This is a genomic window from Aeromonas sp. FDAARGOS 1405 (genome assembly GCF_019048265.1).
GTDB classification, from domain to species: Bacteria; Pseudomonadota; Gammaproteobacteria; order Enterobacterales; family Aeromonadaceae; genus Aeromonas; species Aeromonas veronii_A.
Window position 1 is genome coordinate 572011 of record NZ_CP077311.1, and the last position, 17851, is coordinate 589861.

General features: G+C 57.7%; 14 protein-coding genes. 6 read left to right on the forward strand and 8 right to left on the reverse strand.

The features are described from left to right. The first annotated feature begins 118 nt into the window (after positions 1–118). From I6L35_RS02675 to I6L35_RS02685, 3 genes are all read left to right on the forward strand, one after another. Positions 119–1756 carry a PAS domain-containing methyl-accepting chemotaxis protein gene (locus I6L35_RS02675; protein ID WP_216979474.1) on the forward strand — a complete coding sequence of 546 codons (1638 nt, stop codon included), beginning with the start codon at positions 119–121 and terminating at the stop codon, positions 1754–1756. Between the two features lie 658 nt (positions 1757–2414). Then, the gene (locus I6L35_RS02680) at positions 2415–2954 is read left to right on the forward strand and encodes a hypothetical protein (RefSeq protein WP_216979475.1); all 540 of its coding nucleotides are present in this window, start codon (positions 2415–2417) and stop codon (positions 2952–2954) included. A gap of 214 nt (positions 2955–3168) precedes the next feature. Further along, complete coding sequence (locus tag I6L35_RS02685) at positions 3169–3741, forward strand: YkgJ family cysteine cluster protein (protein WP_139406795.1); 573 nt, start codon at positions 3169–3171, stop codon at positions 3739–3741. Between the two features lie 455 nt (positions 3742–4196). Here I6L35_RS02685 and cysC read toward each other — a convergent pair whose 3' ends face one another. From cysC to cysG, 5 genes are all read right to left on the reverse strand, one after another. After that, complete coding sequence (gene cysC, locus I6L35_RS02690; RefSeq protein WP_216979476.1) at positions 4197–4787, reverse strand: adenylyl-sulfate kinase; 591 nt, start codon at positions 4785–4787, stop codon at positions 4197–4199. 249 nt (positions 4788–5036) lie between these two features. Then, a complete protein-coding gene (locus tag I6L35_RS02695; RefSeq protein WP_216979477.1) occupies positions 5037–6761 on the reverse strand; it encodes an SLC13 family permease in 1725 nt (574 codons plus the stop codon). 4 nt (positions 6762–6765) lie between these two features. Further along, on the reverse strand, positions 6766–8193 hold the full coding sequence (gene cysN, locus I6L35_RS02700; protein WP_216979478.1) for a sulfate adenylyltransferase subunit CysN: 1428 nt from the start codon (positions 8191–8193) through the stop codon (positions 6766–6768). Positions 8194–8205: 12 nt separating this feature from the next. Then, positions 8206–9114 carry a sulfate adenylyltransferase subunit CysD gene (gene cysD, locus I6L35_RS02705; RefSeq protein ID WP_100645123.1) on the reverse strand — a complete coding sequence of 303 codons (909 nt, stop codon included), beginning with the start codon at positions 9112–9114 and terminating at the stop codon, positions 8206–8208. Positions 9115–9210: 96 nt separating this feature from the next. Then, complete coding sequence (gene cysG / locus I6L35_RS02710) at positions 9211–10659, reverse strand: siroheme synthase CysG (protein WP_216979479.1); 1449 nt, start codon at positions 10657–10659, stop codon at positions 9211–9213. Between the two features lie 197 nt (positions 10660–10856). On the opposite strand from cysG, the gene I6L35_RS02715 reads away from it, so the two are divergent. After that, the gene (locus I6L35_RS02715) at positions 10857–11780 is read left to right on the forward strand and encodes an SPFH domain-containing protein (RefSeq protein ID WP_159164778.1); all 924 of its coding nucleotides are present in this window, start codon (positions 10857–10859) and stop codon (positions 11778–11780) included. Further along, complete coding sequence (locus tag I6L35_RS02720) at positions 11777–12232, forward strand: NfeD family protein (RefSeq protein WP_005335704.1); 456 nt, start codon at positions 11777–11779, stop codon at positions 12230–12232. Before I6L35_RS02715 ends, I6L35_RS02720 begins: the two co-directional genes overlap by 4 nt. A gap of 69 nt (positions 12233–12301) precedes the next feature. Here I6L35_RS02720 and I6L35_RS02725 read toward each other — a convergent pair whose 3' ends face one another. Next, on the reverse strand, positions 12302–14407 hold the full coding sequence (locus I6L35_RS02725; RefSeq protein WP_216979480.1) for a methyl-accepting chemotaxis protein: 2106 nt from the start codon (positions 14405–14407) through the stop codon (positions 12302–12304). A gap of 140 nt (positions 14408–14547) precedes the next feature. On the opposite strand from I6L35_RS02725, the gene nadA reads away from it, so the two are divergent. Beyond that, positions 14548–15621 (forward strand): quinolinate synthase NadA, encoded by a 1074-nt coding sequence (gene nadA, locus I6L35_RS02730; RefSeq protein WP_005343233.1) that lies wholly within the window; start codon positions 14548–14550, stop codon positions 15619–15621. A gap of 70 nt (positions 15622–15691) precedes the next feature. On the opposite strand, the gene I6L35_RS02735 is transcribed toward nadA, so the two are convergent. After that, positions 15692–16558 (reverse strand): D-hexose-6-phosphate mutarotase, encoded by an 867-nt coding sequence (locus I6L35_RS02735; protein WP_216979481.1) that lies wholly within the window; start codon positions 16556–16558, stop codon positions 15692–15694. 86 nt (positions 16559–16644) lie between these two features. Beyond that, positions 16645–17640, reverse strand: a complete 996-nt coding sequence (gene gap, locus I6L35_RS02740; protein ID WP_158112746.1) for a type I glyceraldehyde-3-phosphate dehydrogenase — start codon at positions 17638–17640, stop codon at positions 16645–16647. Positions 17641–17851 lie beyond the last annotated feature (211 nt).

Here is a 17851-nt window from a genome sequence, read left to right on the forward strand (position 1 = left end):
TTCAGTGGCTGCGCCCCTTTATTGACACAAAAATCACTTAACGTGATTGATGGCCCGCCCTTTGCTTTGAAGCTTGATGCAGATCAATTTTCAACCACCACAGCCCGGAAGCATGGCTATGAGAATCAATCAACCGGTTACCCAAAGAGAACGTCTCTATCCAGACCACCAGAGCCTGATCTCCACCACGGATCTGGAGAGCCGCATCACCTACGCCAACGATGAGTTCTGCGAGATTGCAGGCTTCTCGCTCGACGAGCTGAAGGGGGAACATCACAATCTGGTGCGCCATCCTGACATGCCGAAACAGGCCTTTGCCGATCTGTGGGGTCACATCAGGGATGGCAAGAGCTGGATGGGACCGGTGAAGAACCGCTGCAAGAGTGGCGATCACTACTGGGTCAGCGCCTTTGTCACCCCCATCAAGGATGCCAGCGGCCGGGTGGTGGAGTATCAGTCGGTGCGCACCGCCCCGAGCGAGGAGATCAAACAGCGGGCCGAGAAGGTCTATGCTGACCTGCGCAACAACAAGCTGCCGCTGGCGCTCAAGCTGCCCACCTTCTCCCATACCCTGACCATCAACCTCTGCCTGCTACTGAGCCTGCTCGCCATGTTTGCACTGGGCTACAACCACGACATGAACTGGCAACTGGCGCTGGTCGCCCTGCCGCTGGCGATAGCGGCCATCACCCTGAATGCCCTCTCCCGTCGCCTCGGCAAGCTCAACAAGATGGCCCGCAGTCGCTTTGACAACCCGCTGATGCAGCTGCTTTACACCAACAAGGTGGACAACATCGCCGCCATCGAACTCTCGATGGTGATGAATCAGGCCGAGTTCAACGCCGTGCTGGCCCGCACCCAACAGACCTGCAGCAAGATCCTGCAAGCCGCCGAGGGGGATCTGCGCAACGCCGAATCCATCACCGACAACCTGCAACAGCAGCAGGCCGAAACCAATCAGGTAGCGACCGCCGTGACCGAGATGTCGGAATCCATTCGCGAGGTGTCACAAAGTTCGACTGACTCCTCCAGCCTGCTGGATGAAACGGCCGTGCTGTTCAAGAGCGGCAACAGTAGCGTGGCCGAAACCGTGGCCGCCGTGGCGGGCATGAACAGCGAGCTGACCACCTCCAAGAGCGTGATCAGTGCGCTGGTCAGCCACTGCCGCGATATCGATGGCATCCTCGATGTGATCAACAACATCGCCAACCAGACCAACCTGCTGGCCCTCAATGCCGCCATCGAAGCGGCCCGGGCTGGCGAAGCGGGTCGGGGTTTCTCGGTAGTGGCTGACGAGATCCGCACCCTCGCCATCAAGACCCAATCCTCGACCAGCGAGATCCAGAAGATGATCACCGAACTGCAAACCAGCGCCGGGGATGCAGAGCAGGCGATGGAGAAGGGCTGCCAACTCTCCGAGAGCTGCCAGCAAAAAGCCTCGGCAACCGGCACCATACTCCAGCAGATCAACGATATGCTGCAGCAGGTGGCCTCCGGCAGCGGCCAGATTGCCCAGGCGGTGCAGGAGCAGTTCCACGTCACCGCCGAGATCAACCGCAACGTACTCAGCATCAAGACCCTGGCCGATGACTCCAGCGTCGGCAGCCAACACGCCGTGCACGGCATCACCCAGCTGGTCAACCAGTTGAGCGATCTCGACCGACTGGTACGCCAGTTCCAGAAAGGGGCTCCGGCAAGCCAGAGCCGCTACGAAGTGGCCACCACCCGCGCCGTGCCGGTTCGCCAAGCGAGATAACCACTACCCAAACCATCACCGCAGAAAAACCCTATGGGCCCGCAGGCCCATAGGGTTTTTTAGTGCCCGCCAGCAAGAGGGCGGCACTCTCGCTTTCACCTTCCAATCTCACTCTGCGCGGATAGGCTGTTGCGGTGCTGCGGTTATATCACCGTCCGTTATTTATTAATTTATTGATCTTGCTCAGAAAACCGCCCGCTTGCGCTTTTCACCCCAGTCCCGTTCGGTAACATAGCCGCTTGGCAACCTCTCGCAGGAGTCAGCCATGAGCCAAGCCAGTACCAAAACGCAGGTAACAAACAGCAGACTGGAGGCTGAAATTCAGGGGCGGTAGCGTAGTTTTTGTAAGTTGGCGCAGAGCGTAGCCAAACCCAGCAGACGAGAATTATCATCTCAACCAGAACGGAATAAACACGGATTGGGGCGTTCGGTAAAACAGATGTGCAGATACGTTTCGCGGTAAACGTTGGGCTTCACTTCGTTTAGCACCAACCTATGATATTTAGCCCAACATGCGAGATGGTAATGATTGCGCTCAAAGGGGAAGTCAAGCGAATGCGTCAAGCTTCAGAGGCTGGCACATAACTAATTGATGTTAAATATCATGTTTATTATCTGTATCAGGATGGAGCGGCGTTAGATGACCATAGGGAATCACATGGAAGTAGATAATATAAAGCTATACATAGATGGACGTTGGGAACTCACTGACCTGAATGTTCTTACGAGAGTCTATATTCAGCTCTACGGCTTGCTCTATTCCCTTGATGTGGCTGATAACTATCTAGATGACGAAATTCAGTACATTTATGGGAAATATCCTTGGCGTGGTGGGTTTAGCGCAGTTAACTTCTATCAAAATTTATTCGCCAAAATGCCGCGTAAATACAAGCCTAGTATTAAATCAATTCAGTATGCTTCTCCCGGATTTATAGAGTTATCCCAGATAGTAGAAGTAGCAAAAGATGTTGCTCAAATTGTTGGGTATGTCTCGGCCGCTCTCCTTGCAGGAAACAAAACCTACAGCGTTATTCACAAAGGAATGAGTGAAAGAAAACTAATGAGACTTAATCTTCGAAGTGAAGAACTCAGTCTTTTAGAAAAAGAAAAAACATTTATTCATAATTCAGTTGTGGAAATATCTAATTTGATGGGTGTAAAAAAAAGAAACTCTATCCACACTGTATTTTCGCAATGAAAACAATGAACTTGCGGTTTTAAAAATACTTGCCTCAGTGTATCGGCGCGCACGAGATTTAGCGATATTGCAAAATAAACAGAAGCTAGACTTGCAGCGAGCACATCGTGAGCGGTCATCAACTAACAAGCAAAGGCAGTCGGACGCGTAAACGCGCCGCTGCTTTGGGCGTTAGATTACTTATTCTTTATCTATAGCAACTTAGGGGGTTTTTATGGACCATGAGTTCGATGAGAAAAATCCCAAAATGGCCGTTGAGTTCTCGAATTCCAATCGTGAAAAAATGATTCGATTGCTCCCTCCATCTCTATCTAAAAAAGAAGAAGGCTTATACCTTAGAATAATAAAAAGCAAGGCTAACTATCTAAATAAGTTATCTTCATTATTCTCTGAAATGAATGAAATTTATGCTTACGTAGATAAATTTACGCCTTGCAAAAAAGGTTGCTCTCATTGCTGCCACATTCCAGTGTCAGTTTCAGAGCTAGAAGTGGAGTACATAGAGAAATCCTTAAAGATCAAGAGAAAAGAATTCTCTGCATATGACAAAACACAGGAAAAACCCTGCCCATTCCTAAAGGACAACGGTTGCAGCATATACAATGTGCGACCATTTGTTTGTAGAAGGCATGTTGTGTTAACAAAAACATCCTATTGGTGCGAAATTGAGCGTTGCAACCAAGAAATAATGCCACTATTAAATTTCACTGAAACCCAAAAAAGTTTTGAATATTTAATTTATGAGTCAGGAAAAAGCAGACTTTTTGATATAAGAGAAATATTTTAACTATAGCGCCCCAATAAAATATTCGCGTGAATTCGCAATATATCCCAAAGTATGGAAAACGCTTGTGATGCTCACCAACTAGAACAAGCCTTGGTTCGACTGTCTTAGGTGATAGCTTCATCATTGAGGACTTTGAGTCAGAAAGAAGGAGAGCTCGAAATTTTGGTTTGGAAAGCGGTTTATCAATCAGCCCGTAGGTTCGAATAGCGCAGCGTATTCGGACAATCGCGAATAACCCCGCCGCAATATAAGCAAGGATCGGAAGATCCCCTTGCGGGGTTGCTATCGGGCGCCTTGGAACAGCTCAAGGCTCATCGGTGCCACTATAAGCTAGATTTATGGGTTTTCCGATAATGACCCAAGTTTTGCTTATAGTGGCTACCGCCAGCCCATAAGCGCCTGTGGTGATCAACTTAACGGCTGCCGGGTGCTTGTGATAAATTCTTCCGATCCAACTACAGGTAGTTCCCCTGCCGCAGGGCGGTCAGCAGCTCATCCACCAGCGTATCTACCGGTTTACCGGCATTCAGCAGATGAATTTCCGGACTTTCCGGTGCCTCATAGGCGGAGTCGATACCGGTAAAATTCGTAATTTCCCCTGCCCGCGCTTTTTTATATAGCCCTTTCGGGTCGCGCTCTTCACAGATGGCGAGCGGCGCATCGACAAACACCTCGACAAACTCCCCTTCGCCCAAGAGGCTGCGCACCAGCGCCCGCTCGGCACGGAACGGCGAGATAAAGGCGGTGAGCACGATAAGGCCAGCATCCACCATCAGTTTTGCCACCTCGCCAACCCGGCGGATATTCTCCTGCCGCGCGGCATCATCGAAACCGAGATCGCCACAGAGACCGTGGCGCACATTGTCCCCATCCAGCAGGTAGGTGTGCTTGCCCTCAGCGGCCAGCGCCTGCTCCAGCGCCCCCGCCAGGGTCGATTTGCCCGCCCCAGAGAGCCCGGTAAACCAGATCACCAGCGGCTTTTGCCCTTTCAATTCGGCCCGGCTCTGTTTGTCGACGGCATGCTTGTGCCACACGATATTGCTCATCCCACACTCCTTGCTTGGCGCTCACGCCTCAAAACTTAAACGGTCCGGAACCACGGGGAGCCGCCTCAGACTATCAGCCGACAACGTGCTGGTGCCATGGCATTGCTCATCCCACACTCCTTGCTTGGCGCTCACGCCTCAAAACTTAAACGGTCCGGAACCACGGGGAGCCGCCTCGGACTATCCGCCGACAACGTGCTGGTGCCATGACATTACTCATCCCAACACGCCTTGATTGGCGCTCACGCCTTAAAACGGAAACAGCAGGGGCACCATCACAATCACCCCGAGGCTATAGGCCAGCGAGACCGGCAGGGCCAGCTTGAGGTAGTCCGGCATCTTGTAGTTGCCCGCGGCATAGACCATCAGGTTGGTCTGGTAGCCGTAGGGCAGGATAAAGCTGGAGCTCGCCCCGAACAGCACCGCCAGAATAAACGGCATGGTCGAGACATCCATGCTGAGCGCCAGCTGGTAACCCATGGGGAAGGCCAGCGCGGCGGCGGCGTTGTTGCTCATCAGCTCGGTCAGCACTAGGGTAAACACATAGATACCGATAAAGGCGATGATGGGGCTGGCACCGTTGAACTCCCCCATCAGCCAGTCGGCGATAAGCTTGGCCAGTCCGCTCTTTTCGAGCTGATCGGCGATGGCCAGCGCCCCGCCCACCACCAGCCAGATATCCAGCGGGAAGCGGCGGCGGATCTCGTCCAGGGTCAGAATGCGGGTGAGCAGCAACGCCACCAGCATCAGCAGCAACCCCTTGAACAGCGGCACCAGATCGAATACCGAGAGCGCCAACACCCCGAGAAAGCCCAGCACCACGGCAGCGCTGCGCTTGCCATCGAGGCGGGTGGAGGCCTCCAGCCCGCTCACCACCACAAACTCCCGCCCCAACGATTTGTTGCGGGCAAACTGGGGGCCGGGGGCCAGCAGCAAGGTGTCACCGGCATGCAGCTCAATCTGGCCGAGGCCACCGGTGAGCTGGGTTTCGCCGCGGCGCACCGCCAGCACCACCGCATCGAAGTGGGTGCGAAATTCGGCATCCTTGATGGTCTGACCCACCAGCCGCGAGCTGTGGCTGACGATCACCTCCACCAGATGCTGGCCGTTGAGGCGGTGCTGGCCGTAGAGATCCAGCCCCTTCATCTCCTGCAACACGCCGACGCTCTCCACATCGCCGCAAAAGAGCAGTACGTCCCCTTCGTGCAGCTCGTGTTCCGGCTGCACCGGGCAGATCACCTGATCGCCGCGAATGATTTCCGCCAGATAGAGGCTTTTCAGGCTGCGCAGGCCATTCTCCTTGACGCTGCGCCCCGCCAGCGGCGATCCGGCGCCCACCTTGGCTTCGAGAAAGTAGCCAGATTCCCGGCTCATCTCGGTATCCTGCTCCGGCAGGTGGCGGGCAAACAGCAGCACGGCCACCAGACCGGTCAGCAGGGTACCCGCCCCCACCATAAAGAAGTCGAACATGCCGAGCGGCGGTACCCCCATCTTGATGAGGAAGCTGTTGACGATCAGGTTGGTGGAGGTGCCGATCAGGGTCAGCACCCCGCCAAAAGTGGCCGCGAAGCACATGGGCAGCAGCAGCCGCGATGGCGCATGGTTGGGGTTGCGTTTGACCGCTCCCAGCATGGAGGCCACCACGGCGGTGTTGTTGACGAAGGCAGACAGGAAGGCGGTGGAGAACCACACCTTCACCAGCACCTTGTTGAATGAACCCGTGCCCACCAGATTGGCGAACCAGCTCATGATGCGGGTCTTCTCCACCGCCAACGACACCAGCAGCAACAGCACCAGCGTCAGCAGGGCACTGTTGGTGTAGCCCGCCATCACGGCGTTGATATCCGCCAGCCCGCTCAGGTAGGTGATGAGCACGGCGCCCGAGAAGAGCAGCGCCGGGCGGAGTTTGCCCTGGATCAGCAGGGCCACGAGAGCAGCCAGCAGACCCAGCACCAGGAATTGTTGCCAGGTCATGGGCTTACTCCTTGCTTGTGTCGTTACCGATGGCAAGGGCTTGCCAGTGCGGGAAGTGCTTGCGCACCAGGGCGTTGAGCTCGATCTCAAACTCGCTGTAGTGCCCTTTTGCCGCTTTGGCCGCCAAGCCTTCCACTATCATGCCGGCGCCGACGGTGACGTTGGTCAGCCGGTCGATCAGGATAAAGCTGCCGGTATCGCGGATCTCCTGATACGGGTCGAACGCCACCGGGTCGGTGAGGCTGAGCTCGCACAGGCCAATCTCGTTGAGCTTGAGCTCGCTCGCAGGCAGCTCGTCCAGCTTGTTGATCTCGATGCGGTGGCGGATAGCCTCCACCTGACCACGGCTCTTCTTGGTGGCCAGTTTGACGTCGTAGACCCGGCCCGGTTGCAGGGACTCCTCCCCCATCCAGACGATATGGGCCAGCACATTCTGGGTCACTTGCGGCCGCTTGGCGGCATCCACCAGCAGGTCGCCGCGGCTGATGTCGATCTCGTCGGCAAAGGTGACCGTGATGGCCTGACCCGGCAGGGCGTACTCCAGATCGCCGTCGAAGGTGACGATGCGAGTGACTGTGCTCTCCTTGCCCGACGGCAGCACCGCAAGCCGGTCGCCGACCCGCAGAATGCCGGAGGCAAGCGTGCCCGCGAAGCCGCGAAAATCGAGGTTGGGGCGGTTCACATACTGCACCGGCAGGCGTACCGGATGGCGCTCCAGCTCGCGCTCAACCTCGGCAGACTCCAGCAGAGCAAGCAGGGTTTCGCCCTGATACCAAGCCAGCTTGTCGCTCTGGTTGACCACGTTGTCACCGTCCAGCGCCGAGACCGGCACGATATGGATGGTGTCGACGCTGAGCTTCTTGGCGAACTCGCGGTAGTCGGCACTGATGCGCTCGAACACCTCCTGACTGAACTCCACCAAATCCATCTTGTTGACTGCCACCACGAACTGCTTGATGCCGAGCAGGCTCGCGATAAAGCTGTGGCGGCGGGTCTGATCCAGCACGCCTTTGCGGGCGTCGATCAGGATGATGGCCAGATCGCAAGTGGAGGCGCCGGTGGCCATGTTGCGGGTGTACTGCTCGTGGCCCGGGGTATCCGAGATGATAAATTTGCGCTTGGCGGTGGAGAAGTAGCGGTAGGCCACGTCGATGGTGATGCCCTGCTCGCGCTCTGCTTGCAGGCCATCCACCAGCAGCGCCAAGTCCAGCTTCTCGCCGGTGGTGCCCAGCTTCTGGCTGTCGGACTCCAGCGCTTTGAGCTGATCTTCATAAATCTGCTGGGAGTCGTGCAGCAGGCGACCGATAAGGGTGCTCTTGCCGTCATCCACGCTGCCGCAGGTGAGAAAACGCAGCAGACTCTTGTGCTGCTGGGCGTGCAGATAGGCTTCAATGCCCTGTTCGGTGATGGCGGTCTGAATATGGCTGTTCATGCTGACGACTCCTTAGAAATATCCCTGACGCTTCTTCTGCTCCATGGAGCCGGCCTGATCGTGGTCAATCAGCCGCCCTTGCCGCTCGCTCGAAGTGGTGAGCAGCATCTCTTCAATAATTTCCGGCAAGGTGGTGGCATCAGATTCGATGGCCCCGGTCAGCGGGTAGCAACCGAGGGTGCGGAAACGAACCAGCTCCTGCTTCACTTCGTCTTCCGGGCCGATGGGCATACGATCGTCATCCACCATGATCTTGATGCCGTTGCGCTCCACCACCGGACGGTAAGCGGCGAAGTAGAGCGGCACTATGTCGATCTTTTCCAGATAGATGTATTGCCAGATATCCAGCTCGGTCCAGTTGGAGAGCGGGAACACCCGGATGCTCTCCCCCTTGTTGACCTGGCTGTTGTAAACGCGCCACAGCTCCGGGCGCTGGTTCTTCGGATCCCAGCGGTGGGACTTGTCACGGAAGGAGTAGACCCGCTCCTTGGCGCGGGACTTCTCCTCGTCGCGACGGGCGCCACCGAAGGCTGCGTCGAAGCCGTATTTGTTGAGCGCCTGCTTGAGCCCCTCGGTCTTCATGATGTCGGTGTGCTTGCCACTGCCGTGGACGAAGGGATTGATGCCCATGGCGAGCCCTTCCGGGTTCTTGTGGACGATAAGATCCAGCCCGTACTTCTTGGCGGTCTCGTCGCGGAACTTGATCATCTCCTTGAACTTCCAGTCGGTATCGACGTGAAGCAAGGGGAACGGGATCTTGCCCGGATAGAAGGCCTTGCGGGCCAGATGCAACATGACGGAGGAGTCCTTGCCGATGGAGTACATCATCACCGGGTTTTCAAATTCGGCAGCCACCTCGCGGATGATATGGATGCTCTCGGCTTCCAGCTGCTGCAGATGTGTCAATCTTTCACGGTCCATGTTGGTCCTCGGGTCATTGCTTATGCGCCTGCTCGGGGCGCTGGGTGGTTCAGTGCGCGGCCGCGCTGGCAGCCGCATCAAATATCTCTTTCTCGGTCAGGCCAGCTGCACCAGCTTGAGGTCGCAGCCATCGAGATCCGGGTTAGCGCGCTGCTGCTGGCCGCTCTTTTCCCCGCTTTTTTCTCCAAACCAGGCGAGCCGATCGCGCAGGGCGACCACTTCGCCGATGACGATAAGCGACGGGCTCACCGCCTGTTTGGCAAGCTCAGCCAAGTCGGCCAGCGTGCCGGTCAGCACCCGCTGGCGGGATGTGGTGCCGCGCTCGATGATGGCGATGGGGGTAGATGTGCTGCGGCCATGCTCCACCAGCTGCTGCTGGATATGCTCGGAGCGCATCAGCCCCATGTAGATGACCAGGGTCTGACTGGTAGCAGCGAGCTGCTGCCAGTCGGGCTCCTTGCCCTCTTTCTGGCAATGGCCAGTGATAAAGACGGCGCTCTGGGCGTAATCACGGTGAGTGAGCGGAATGCCGGCATAGGCGGTGGCACCGGCGGCGGCCGTGATGCCGGGCACCACCGAGAAGGGGATTCCTTCATCGGCCAGCACTTCCAGCTCCTCGCCACCCCGGCCAAACATAAAGGGATCGCCCCCTTTCAGCCGCACCACCCGGTTGCCCGCCTTGGCGTATTCCACCAGCAGGCGATTGGTCTCCTCCTGCGGCACGCTGTGGGCGCCCGCCTTCTTGCCGACCGACACCAGAGTGGCATCACGACGCACCAGATCGAGGATCTCGGCGGAGACCAGCTGGTCGTAGAGCACCACTTCGGCCTGTTGAATCTGTTGCAGCGCCTTGAGGGTCAACAGGCCCGGATCGCCAGGGCCCGCGCCGACCAAGACCACTTCGCCCACTTCGCTTTTCGCCTGATCGAGGCCATCACTCAGCCACTGCTCGGCCCCTTGCCAATCCTCTTTTTCAATCAGGCTGGCGAGGGTGTTGGAGGCAAAGGCGCGCTCCCAGAAGCGGCGGCGGTCGGATATGGAAGAGAGCACCCGCTTGGCCTTGTCACGGACCCGGCCGGAGAGCTCGGTCAGCCCGCCAAGATGGCGCGGCAGCAGGCTCTCCAGCCGCTCGCGCAGCAAGCGCACCAGCACCGGCGCCTTGCCGCCGCTGGAGACCGCCACCATCAGCGGCGAGCGATCAATGATCGAGGGGAAGATAAAGCTGGAGCGCTTGGGGTCATCCACCACGTTCACGAACAGGCCCAGCTGATTGGCACTTTGATAAACCAGTGCGTTGACTTCGACGTTGTCGGTCGCCGCCACCACCAAAATCTGGCCTGCCAGATGGGCAGGGGTAAAACGCTCCGCCAGATGGGTAAAACGACCGGTGAATTCCGCAAATTCCGGTTCAAGCTCCGGGGAGACCAGGGTCAGCCGGGCACCGGCTGCCAGCAGCAGGCGCGCCTTGCGCAGGGCAACCTCGCCCCCGCCCACCAGCAGTACCGGGCGGCCTTCCAACTTGGCAAACATAGGTAAATAATCCATTTCGGCCCATCCCTCGGAACACGACTAATATGGGGCGACTATAGGCAGGGCAGCTTATCCCTCAAAATAATAAAAAATGCTTTTTAATGCGTTTTGGTAATTAGCAAAGCCAATTCATGACAAAGGCGTACAAAGTCACTTGTGGTACCTGACGCCAGACCATAGGCTAGGGACTGTGTTTCATAAGGAGCTAAATGATGAATGAATCATTGATTGTGCTAGGGATTTTCGTGTTCCTGGTGCTCGCCACCCTGAGCGCGGGCATCAAGATAGTGCCCCAGGGCTACAACTGGACGGTGGAGCGCTTCGGCCGCTACACCCGCACCCTGACCCCGGGCCTCAACCTGCTGATCCCCTACGTGGATCGGGTCGGCCACAAGATCATCATGATGGAGCAGGTGCTGGATATCCCGGCACAAGAGGTGATCTCCCGCGATAACGCCAACGTCACCATCGACGCCATCAGCTTTGTGCAGGTGGTGGATGCCCGCAAAGCGGGTTATGAGGTCAACGATCTCACCAGCGCCATCCGCAATCTCACCATGACCAATATGCGCACCGTGCTCGGTGCCATGGAGCTGGACGAGATGCTCTCCCAGCGCGACACCATCAACGAGAAACTGCTGCGCACCATGGATGCCGCCACCGCCCCCTGGGGCATCAAGGTGACCCGCATCGAGATTAAAGATGTGCGCCCACCGCTGGCACTGGTCGAGGCGATGAACGCCCAGATGAAGGCCGAGCGCCAGAAACGGGCCGAGGTACTGGAGGCCGAAGGGGTGCGCCAGTCCAAAATCCTGAAAGCGGAAGGCGAGAAGCAGTCCCAGATCCTCAAAGCCGAGGGTGAGCGTCAGGCCGCCTTCCTCGCCGCAGAAGCGCGGGAGCGGGCTGCCGAGGCGGAAGCCAAGGCGACTCATATGGTATCCCAAGCCATCGCCGCCGGAGATCTGCAGGCCATCAACTACTTCGTGGCCCAGAAATATACCGAGGCACTGGCCCGCATCGGTGAAGGCCCCAACAGCAAGATCATCATGATGCCGCTGGAAGCAGGCAGCCTGATTGGCTCTGTGGCTGGCATGGCCGAGCTGTTCAACAAAGATGGCAAGGGCAGCAAGTCATGACAGCCCTGTTAGAGGGGCTGACCCACTGGCACTGGCTGGGACTCGGCTTCATTCTGCTGGCCATCGAGGTGCTCGGCTCGGTGGGCTTTTTGCTCTGGACCGGCATCGCCGCGCTGGAAGTGGGGCTACTGCTGCTGATCTGGCCCTTTGGTTGGCAGGCACAGTTGCTTCTGTTTGCGGTGCAATCCCTGCTCACCACCTGGGCCTGGTGGCGCTGGCAGCACCAGCGCGACAACTCGGGTCAGGATGCCGCCAGCACCATCAACGAGCGGATGCAGAGCTATATGGGCCGCGAGCTGACCCTGCTGGATGATGTCACCCAGGGCACCAGCCGGGTGCATCTGGACGATACGGTCTGGACGGTGCGCTGCGACGAGTCGCTGCCTGCGGGCAGCAAGGTCAGGGTAGTGGGGGCCGACTCCCACATCCTGCTGGTTGAACCCCGCAACTGACGCAACTCTGCCGTCGAGTCATAAAAAAGCCCGCGATCGCTCGCGGGCTTTTGTCTCTCTGGCTGCCACTCAGGTACGCAGCCGATCGAGCTGACTGGCGAGCGCCGTGGCCGCTTGCTCCAGCGCCTCGCTCAGTTGATGGCTGGAGCTGGCCTCCTGCCCAATCACGTTGGCGGTATCACCGATCCGCATCAAATTCTTGTTGATATCGTCACTGACGGCGCTCTGCTGCTCGGCGGCGGTAGCCACCTGACTGATGTGGTCGTGGATCTGCTGGATCTGCGCCACCACCCGATTGAGCGCCTCGAACGCCTGCTCGGTGCCCTGCACCGTGGTGGTGGAGCGCTCGATGCCGGTATTCATCAGACGTTGACTGCTGCTCACCTCTGTTTGCAGGCTACCAATCAGCTGGCCGATCTCGTCGGTCGATTCACGGGTCTTGTTGGCCAGCGCCCTTACCTCATCCGCCACCACAGCAAAGCCACGGCCCATATCACCCGCACGTGCCGCTTCGATGGCGGCATTGAGGGCCAGCAGATTGGTCTGCTCGGCAATGGCACGGATCACATCGAGGATCCGGCTGATATTGGTGCTGCGCTGGGCCACCAGCGCCACCGCTTTATCCGCCTCATGCATATCGCCGACCAGAGTATGGATCTCGTTGCGAGCATTGCTGAGGGTCTGCTGGGCGGTATTGATGTGGTGGGTCGCCGCTTCCGACTCCTGCGCCGCCTGCTCGGCATAACCCGCCACGCTGACTGCCGTGGTGCTCATCTGATGCATGGCGCTCACCACGCTCTCCAGCTCCAGATTCTGCTCGTCCAGACTACTGCGCATGGTGTCGGCGGTATGTTTCATCTCCCGCGCCTGCTGGTAGACCTGCTGACCAATCCCCTTGCTCATTTGCACCATGCCCCGCAGCTTGCCGAGGAAGGCATTGAGCTGAGAACCCAGATCGATCAGCTCCTGATGGGTGTCGATCTCCATCTGCTGGGTCAGGTCCCCCTCGTTGCTGGAGAGATGGCCCACATGGCGGCTGATAAGAGAAAGTGGCGCTGTGATGGTCTGGATAAACCAGACCAGCAGCCCCAGCACCAACAGGGTAATCCCGCCCATGGCGATGATCTGCTGCCGCTGGGCATCCACCAGCAGGGTGCCCAGTTCATTGCTGATGGCGTGAGCCTTGCCGAGCGCCAGCGCCTTGGGCACCTTGATCATCAACCACCACTGGGTATTGGCTGCCTCAACCCGGATGGGCTGATGAAGAATGAAGTCACTGTCGCTGCTGACCGGCTGACCGTCAGGCAGGGTCAGGCCCACCTCCTTGAGTGGACGGCCCAGCTTGTCGGCATAGCGGTTGCTGCCCACAATCAGCCCCATCTTGCTGACCAGAGTCACATCCGCCTTGTTGTCATAGAGGCTCTTGCCAAGGTTTTCAGCTAGTTGCTGGAAGATGGGCAGGTTCATATCCACTCCGGCCAGCCCGACAAACTTGCCGTCACGCAGCACGGGCACCGTCAGGCTGGTCATCAGCATCTTGTTGCCCGGGCTGATTTCGTAGAGGTAGGGCTCCATCAGGCAGGGCTGGCGGGTATCGCGGCCACAGAGATACCACTCGCTGTTGCGAATGCCGAACTCGTTGAGGGAGGTATCAAACTTGGCCTCGCTGGCAGCGGCGTCCACCGCTTGCTGGGCGACGGCCCCTCCCTGATCCTTGGTGAAATAGACCTCCAGACTCCCCTTGCTTGCCACCGAGTGGCTGGCCCCGCCCAGCCAGTTGCCATCCTCGCCATCATAGCCATCCGGTTCAAACTGGGCATAAATGGAGCTGATCCCGCTCGCCTGCTGCAGGCTGCTGCCGAGCAGAGACTCCACTTGGGGCCGCGACAAGCGCAGTTCCGGTTTGACCATCCCGGCTTCAATCTGGGCGGTCACGGTCAGGGGGATCTGATAGGAGTTCTGCATCAGCGAGGCAATCTGGATGGCATAGCGCTCTGCCTGATACTGCAGGCTGCGGGAGACCTCCTCTTCCAGTGCATCGCTGGTCTGGGTCATCACCATGTTGCGAAGGGAGCTGAAAGAGGCCGATTGCAACAGGGTCATGGCCAGCCCGGTCAGCAGAAAGAGCCCCATGGTAAGGCACAACAACTTGAACTTGAGGGAACGTTGCTTCATGCGACAACTCCTTATGGCAGAATAACAACGAATTACTTGAGTATATTCGCCCACTTGCGCTTCACCCGATTTGTTGATGGGTTTGTGGCAGGCTTCTGGTTATAATTTTTGCCTTCCCGAGCGTTGATGGAACAGTCGCAATGAGCAATGCACTGAGCAGTGTCCCGCCGGTAGTCGCGATGGACTACCCCTTTCCGGCCAAACCTCTTCCCCTGAGTGCCGAGCAGAGAACGACCTTGACCACAGAAATCAAGGCGCTGCTCAAGGAGCGCAAAGCGGTACTGGTCGCCCACTACTACACGGATCCCGAGATCCAGGCGCTGGCCGAAGCCACCGGCGGTTTCGTCGGTGACTCGCTGGAGATGGCCCGCTTTGGTCGCGATCACGAGGCGCAGACCCTGATCGTCGCCGGGGTACGTTTCATGGGCGAGACCTCCAAGATCCTGAGCCCCCACAAGCGGGTGCTGATGCCGACTCTGGAGGCCGAATGCTCCCTCGATCTGGGCTGTCCCATCGAACAGTTCTCCGCCTTCTGCGATGCCAATCCCGACCATACCGTGGTGGTCTACGCCAATACATCGGCTGCGGTCAAAGCGCGGGCTGACTGGGTGGTGACCTCCAGCATTGCGCTGGAGATCGTCGAACACCTCGACAGTCTGGGTCACAAGATCATCTGGGGCCCGGATCGCCATCTGGGCGCCTATATCGAGAAGAAGACCGGGGCGCAGATGCTGCGCTGGCAGGGCCACTGCATCGTCCACGACGAGTTCAAGGCCCGTGCCCTGCGCGAGCTGAAAGAGCAGAATCCGGACGCCGCCGTGCTGGTTCATCCGGAATCCCCCGCCTCGGTGATCGAGCTGGCCGATGCGGTGGGCTCCACTAGCCAGCTGATCAAGGCGGCCAAAGAGCTGCCCCAGCAGAAGCTGATCGTGGCGACCGATCGGGGCATCTTCTACAAGATGCAGCAGGCCTGTCCGGAGAAAGAGATGGTGGAAGCACCGACCGGTGGCGATGGCGCTACCTGCCGCAGCTGCGCCCACTGCCCCTGGATGGCGATGAACGGTCTGGTGGCGATCAAGGAGGCGCTCACCGACGGTGCCGAGCGCCACGAGATCCATGTCGATGAAGCGCTGCGGGTAAAGGCCCTCATTCCGCTCGACCGAATGCTCAATTTCGCAGCCGAACTCAAGCTCAAGACCCAGGGCAACGCCTGATTGCCACCGTCACGAGATGCAAAGAGGGCTCCCGCGGGAGCCCTCTTTATTTATCTGAACCTCATCCTGCTCAGATGATCACGGTGGAGAGGCTGTGCTCTTCATCCGGCGCAACGGTCACACCCGCCTCGCCAGCGATTGCTGCTTCGACGCAGAGCATGGTGCGATAGCCATCGTCGCTCATGTCGGCCATGGCGGTGGCCCCTTCCAGCCAGGGGGTCCAGACCACCACGCTGTCGTGGTTGCCACTGACAACCCGGATCTCGCGCTCACCATCCTGCACGCTCACCAGCGCCTCTGGCTGCCAGTAGACCCGATCCAGCGGCCCGCTCAGGGTCAATGCCCCCTGCTGCTTGGCATCCTGTCCGGTCAGCTTGTCGGCATAGGGCTCGCCCAGGCCGGTGACGCTTACCGCCTCTGGTGCGCTGATCTGCAAATAGGTGTGCAGCGCACCGCTATAGGTCAATGGCTGAGCACCTGTGTTGCGAGTGGTCAGCACCAGCGAAAGCTCTTTGCCCACCAGCACGTCCAGTTCCAGCTCGAAGGGGTGATCCCACAGGGCGCGGGTTGCATCGCTGTCGCGCAGGGAAAGATGAACAAGCGTGCCGTCAGCGTGATCGGAGACCCCGTCCAGCATCCAGAGGGTGGTACGGGCAAAACCGTGGGAGGGCTTGCCGCTACCGACGCGGGCGGGCGCCGGGCCAAACCAGGGCCAGCAGATCGGGATACCACCACGAACAGGCTTGCTGCCATCCAGCACCGCTTTGTCGCTCAGCCAGATAGAGGCCGACTCGCCATGACGCTGATAGCTCAGCACATGGGCGCCAAACAGGCTGATCTCGGCCTTGGCATAGTCGTTATTAATGGTGAGAACCGGCAGACCGGCCGCATTGTTGGCAAGCTTGCAATTGGCTGTCAGGGGACGAATGGATTGCATGTGGACTCCTGTCATCAGGGGAAACCGAAAAACAAAAAGGCGGCCAATGGCCGCCTTTTTCAAGCTACGCGATTGCGCATCCCAAATTACTTGGAGATGTGAGCGATCAGGTCCAGAACTTTGCTGGAGTAGCCCATTTCGTTGTCGTACCAGGATACAACTTTAACGAATTTGTCGTTCAGCTGGATACCAGCCTTGGCGTCGAATACGGAGGTCTGACGCTCACCCAGGAAGTCGGTAGATACAACTTCGTCTTCGGTGTAGCCCAGAACGCCTTTCATAGCGCCTTCGGAAGCAGCTTTCATCGCTTCGCAGATTTCTGCGTAGGTGGCAGCTTTCTTCAGGTTAACGGTCAGGTCAACAACAGACACGTCCGGAGTCGGAACACGGAAAGCCATACCGGTCAGCTTGCCTTTCAGTTCCGGGATAACTACGCCAACAGCTTTGGCTGCACCGGTAGAGGACGGGATGATGTTCTGAGCCGCACCGCGGCCACCGCGCCAGTCTTTGGCAGACGGACCATCAACGGTCTTCTGGGTAGCAGTGGTAGCGTGAACGGTGGTCATCAGGCCAGACTCGATACCGAAGGTATCGTTCAGAACCTTGGCGATCGGTGCCAGGCAGTTGGTGGTGCAGGAAGCGTTGGAAACGATGTCCTGGCCAGCGTAGGTAGAGTCGTTAACACCCATTACGAACATCGGGGTGGCGTCTTTGGACGGGCCAGTCAGAACAACTTTCTTGGCACCAGCAGCGATGTGCTTACGAGCAGTCTCGTCGGTCAGGAACAGACCGGTAGCTTCAGCAACAACGTCAACACCGATTTCGCCCCACTTCAGGTTGGCCGGGTCACGCTCAGCGGTAACACGTACGGTTTTGCCGTTTACAACCAGGTTGCCGTCTTTAACTTCAACGGTACCGTTGAAACGACCGTGAGTTGAATCGTACTTCAGCATGTAAGCCATGTAGTCAACATCGATCAGGTCGTTGATACCAACAACTTCGATGTCTGCACGCTCGCAAGCCAGACGGAATACGAAACGACCGATACGGCCAAAACCGTTAATACCTACTTTGATAGTCATATTTAGTTACCTAACTGTTCAGTAGTCAAAGAAAATTCCGCTTGTAAATTTACTAGAACTCTCCGGTGAGTCAACCAACATTCTGTCTGAAATTGCGCTATATCATGAAAAACTGTGAAATTAATTTTCTGTTTATGTAACTGATTACCACGTTTTGACGAAAAAAGTGCCAGTTCGTGGCATCGCGCAGATATCAACAATAGTGCCTACT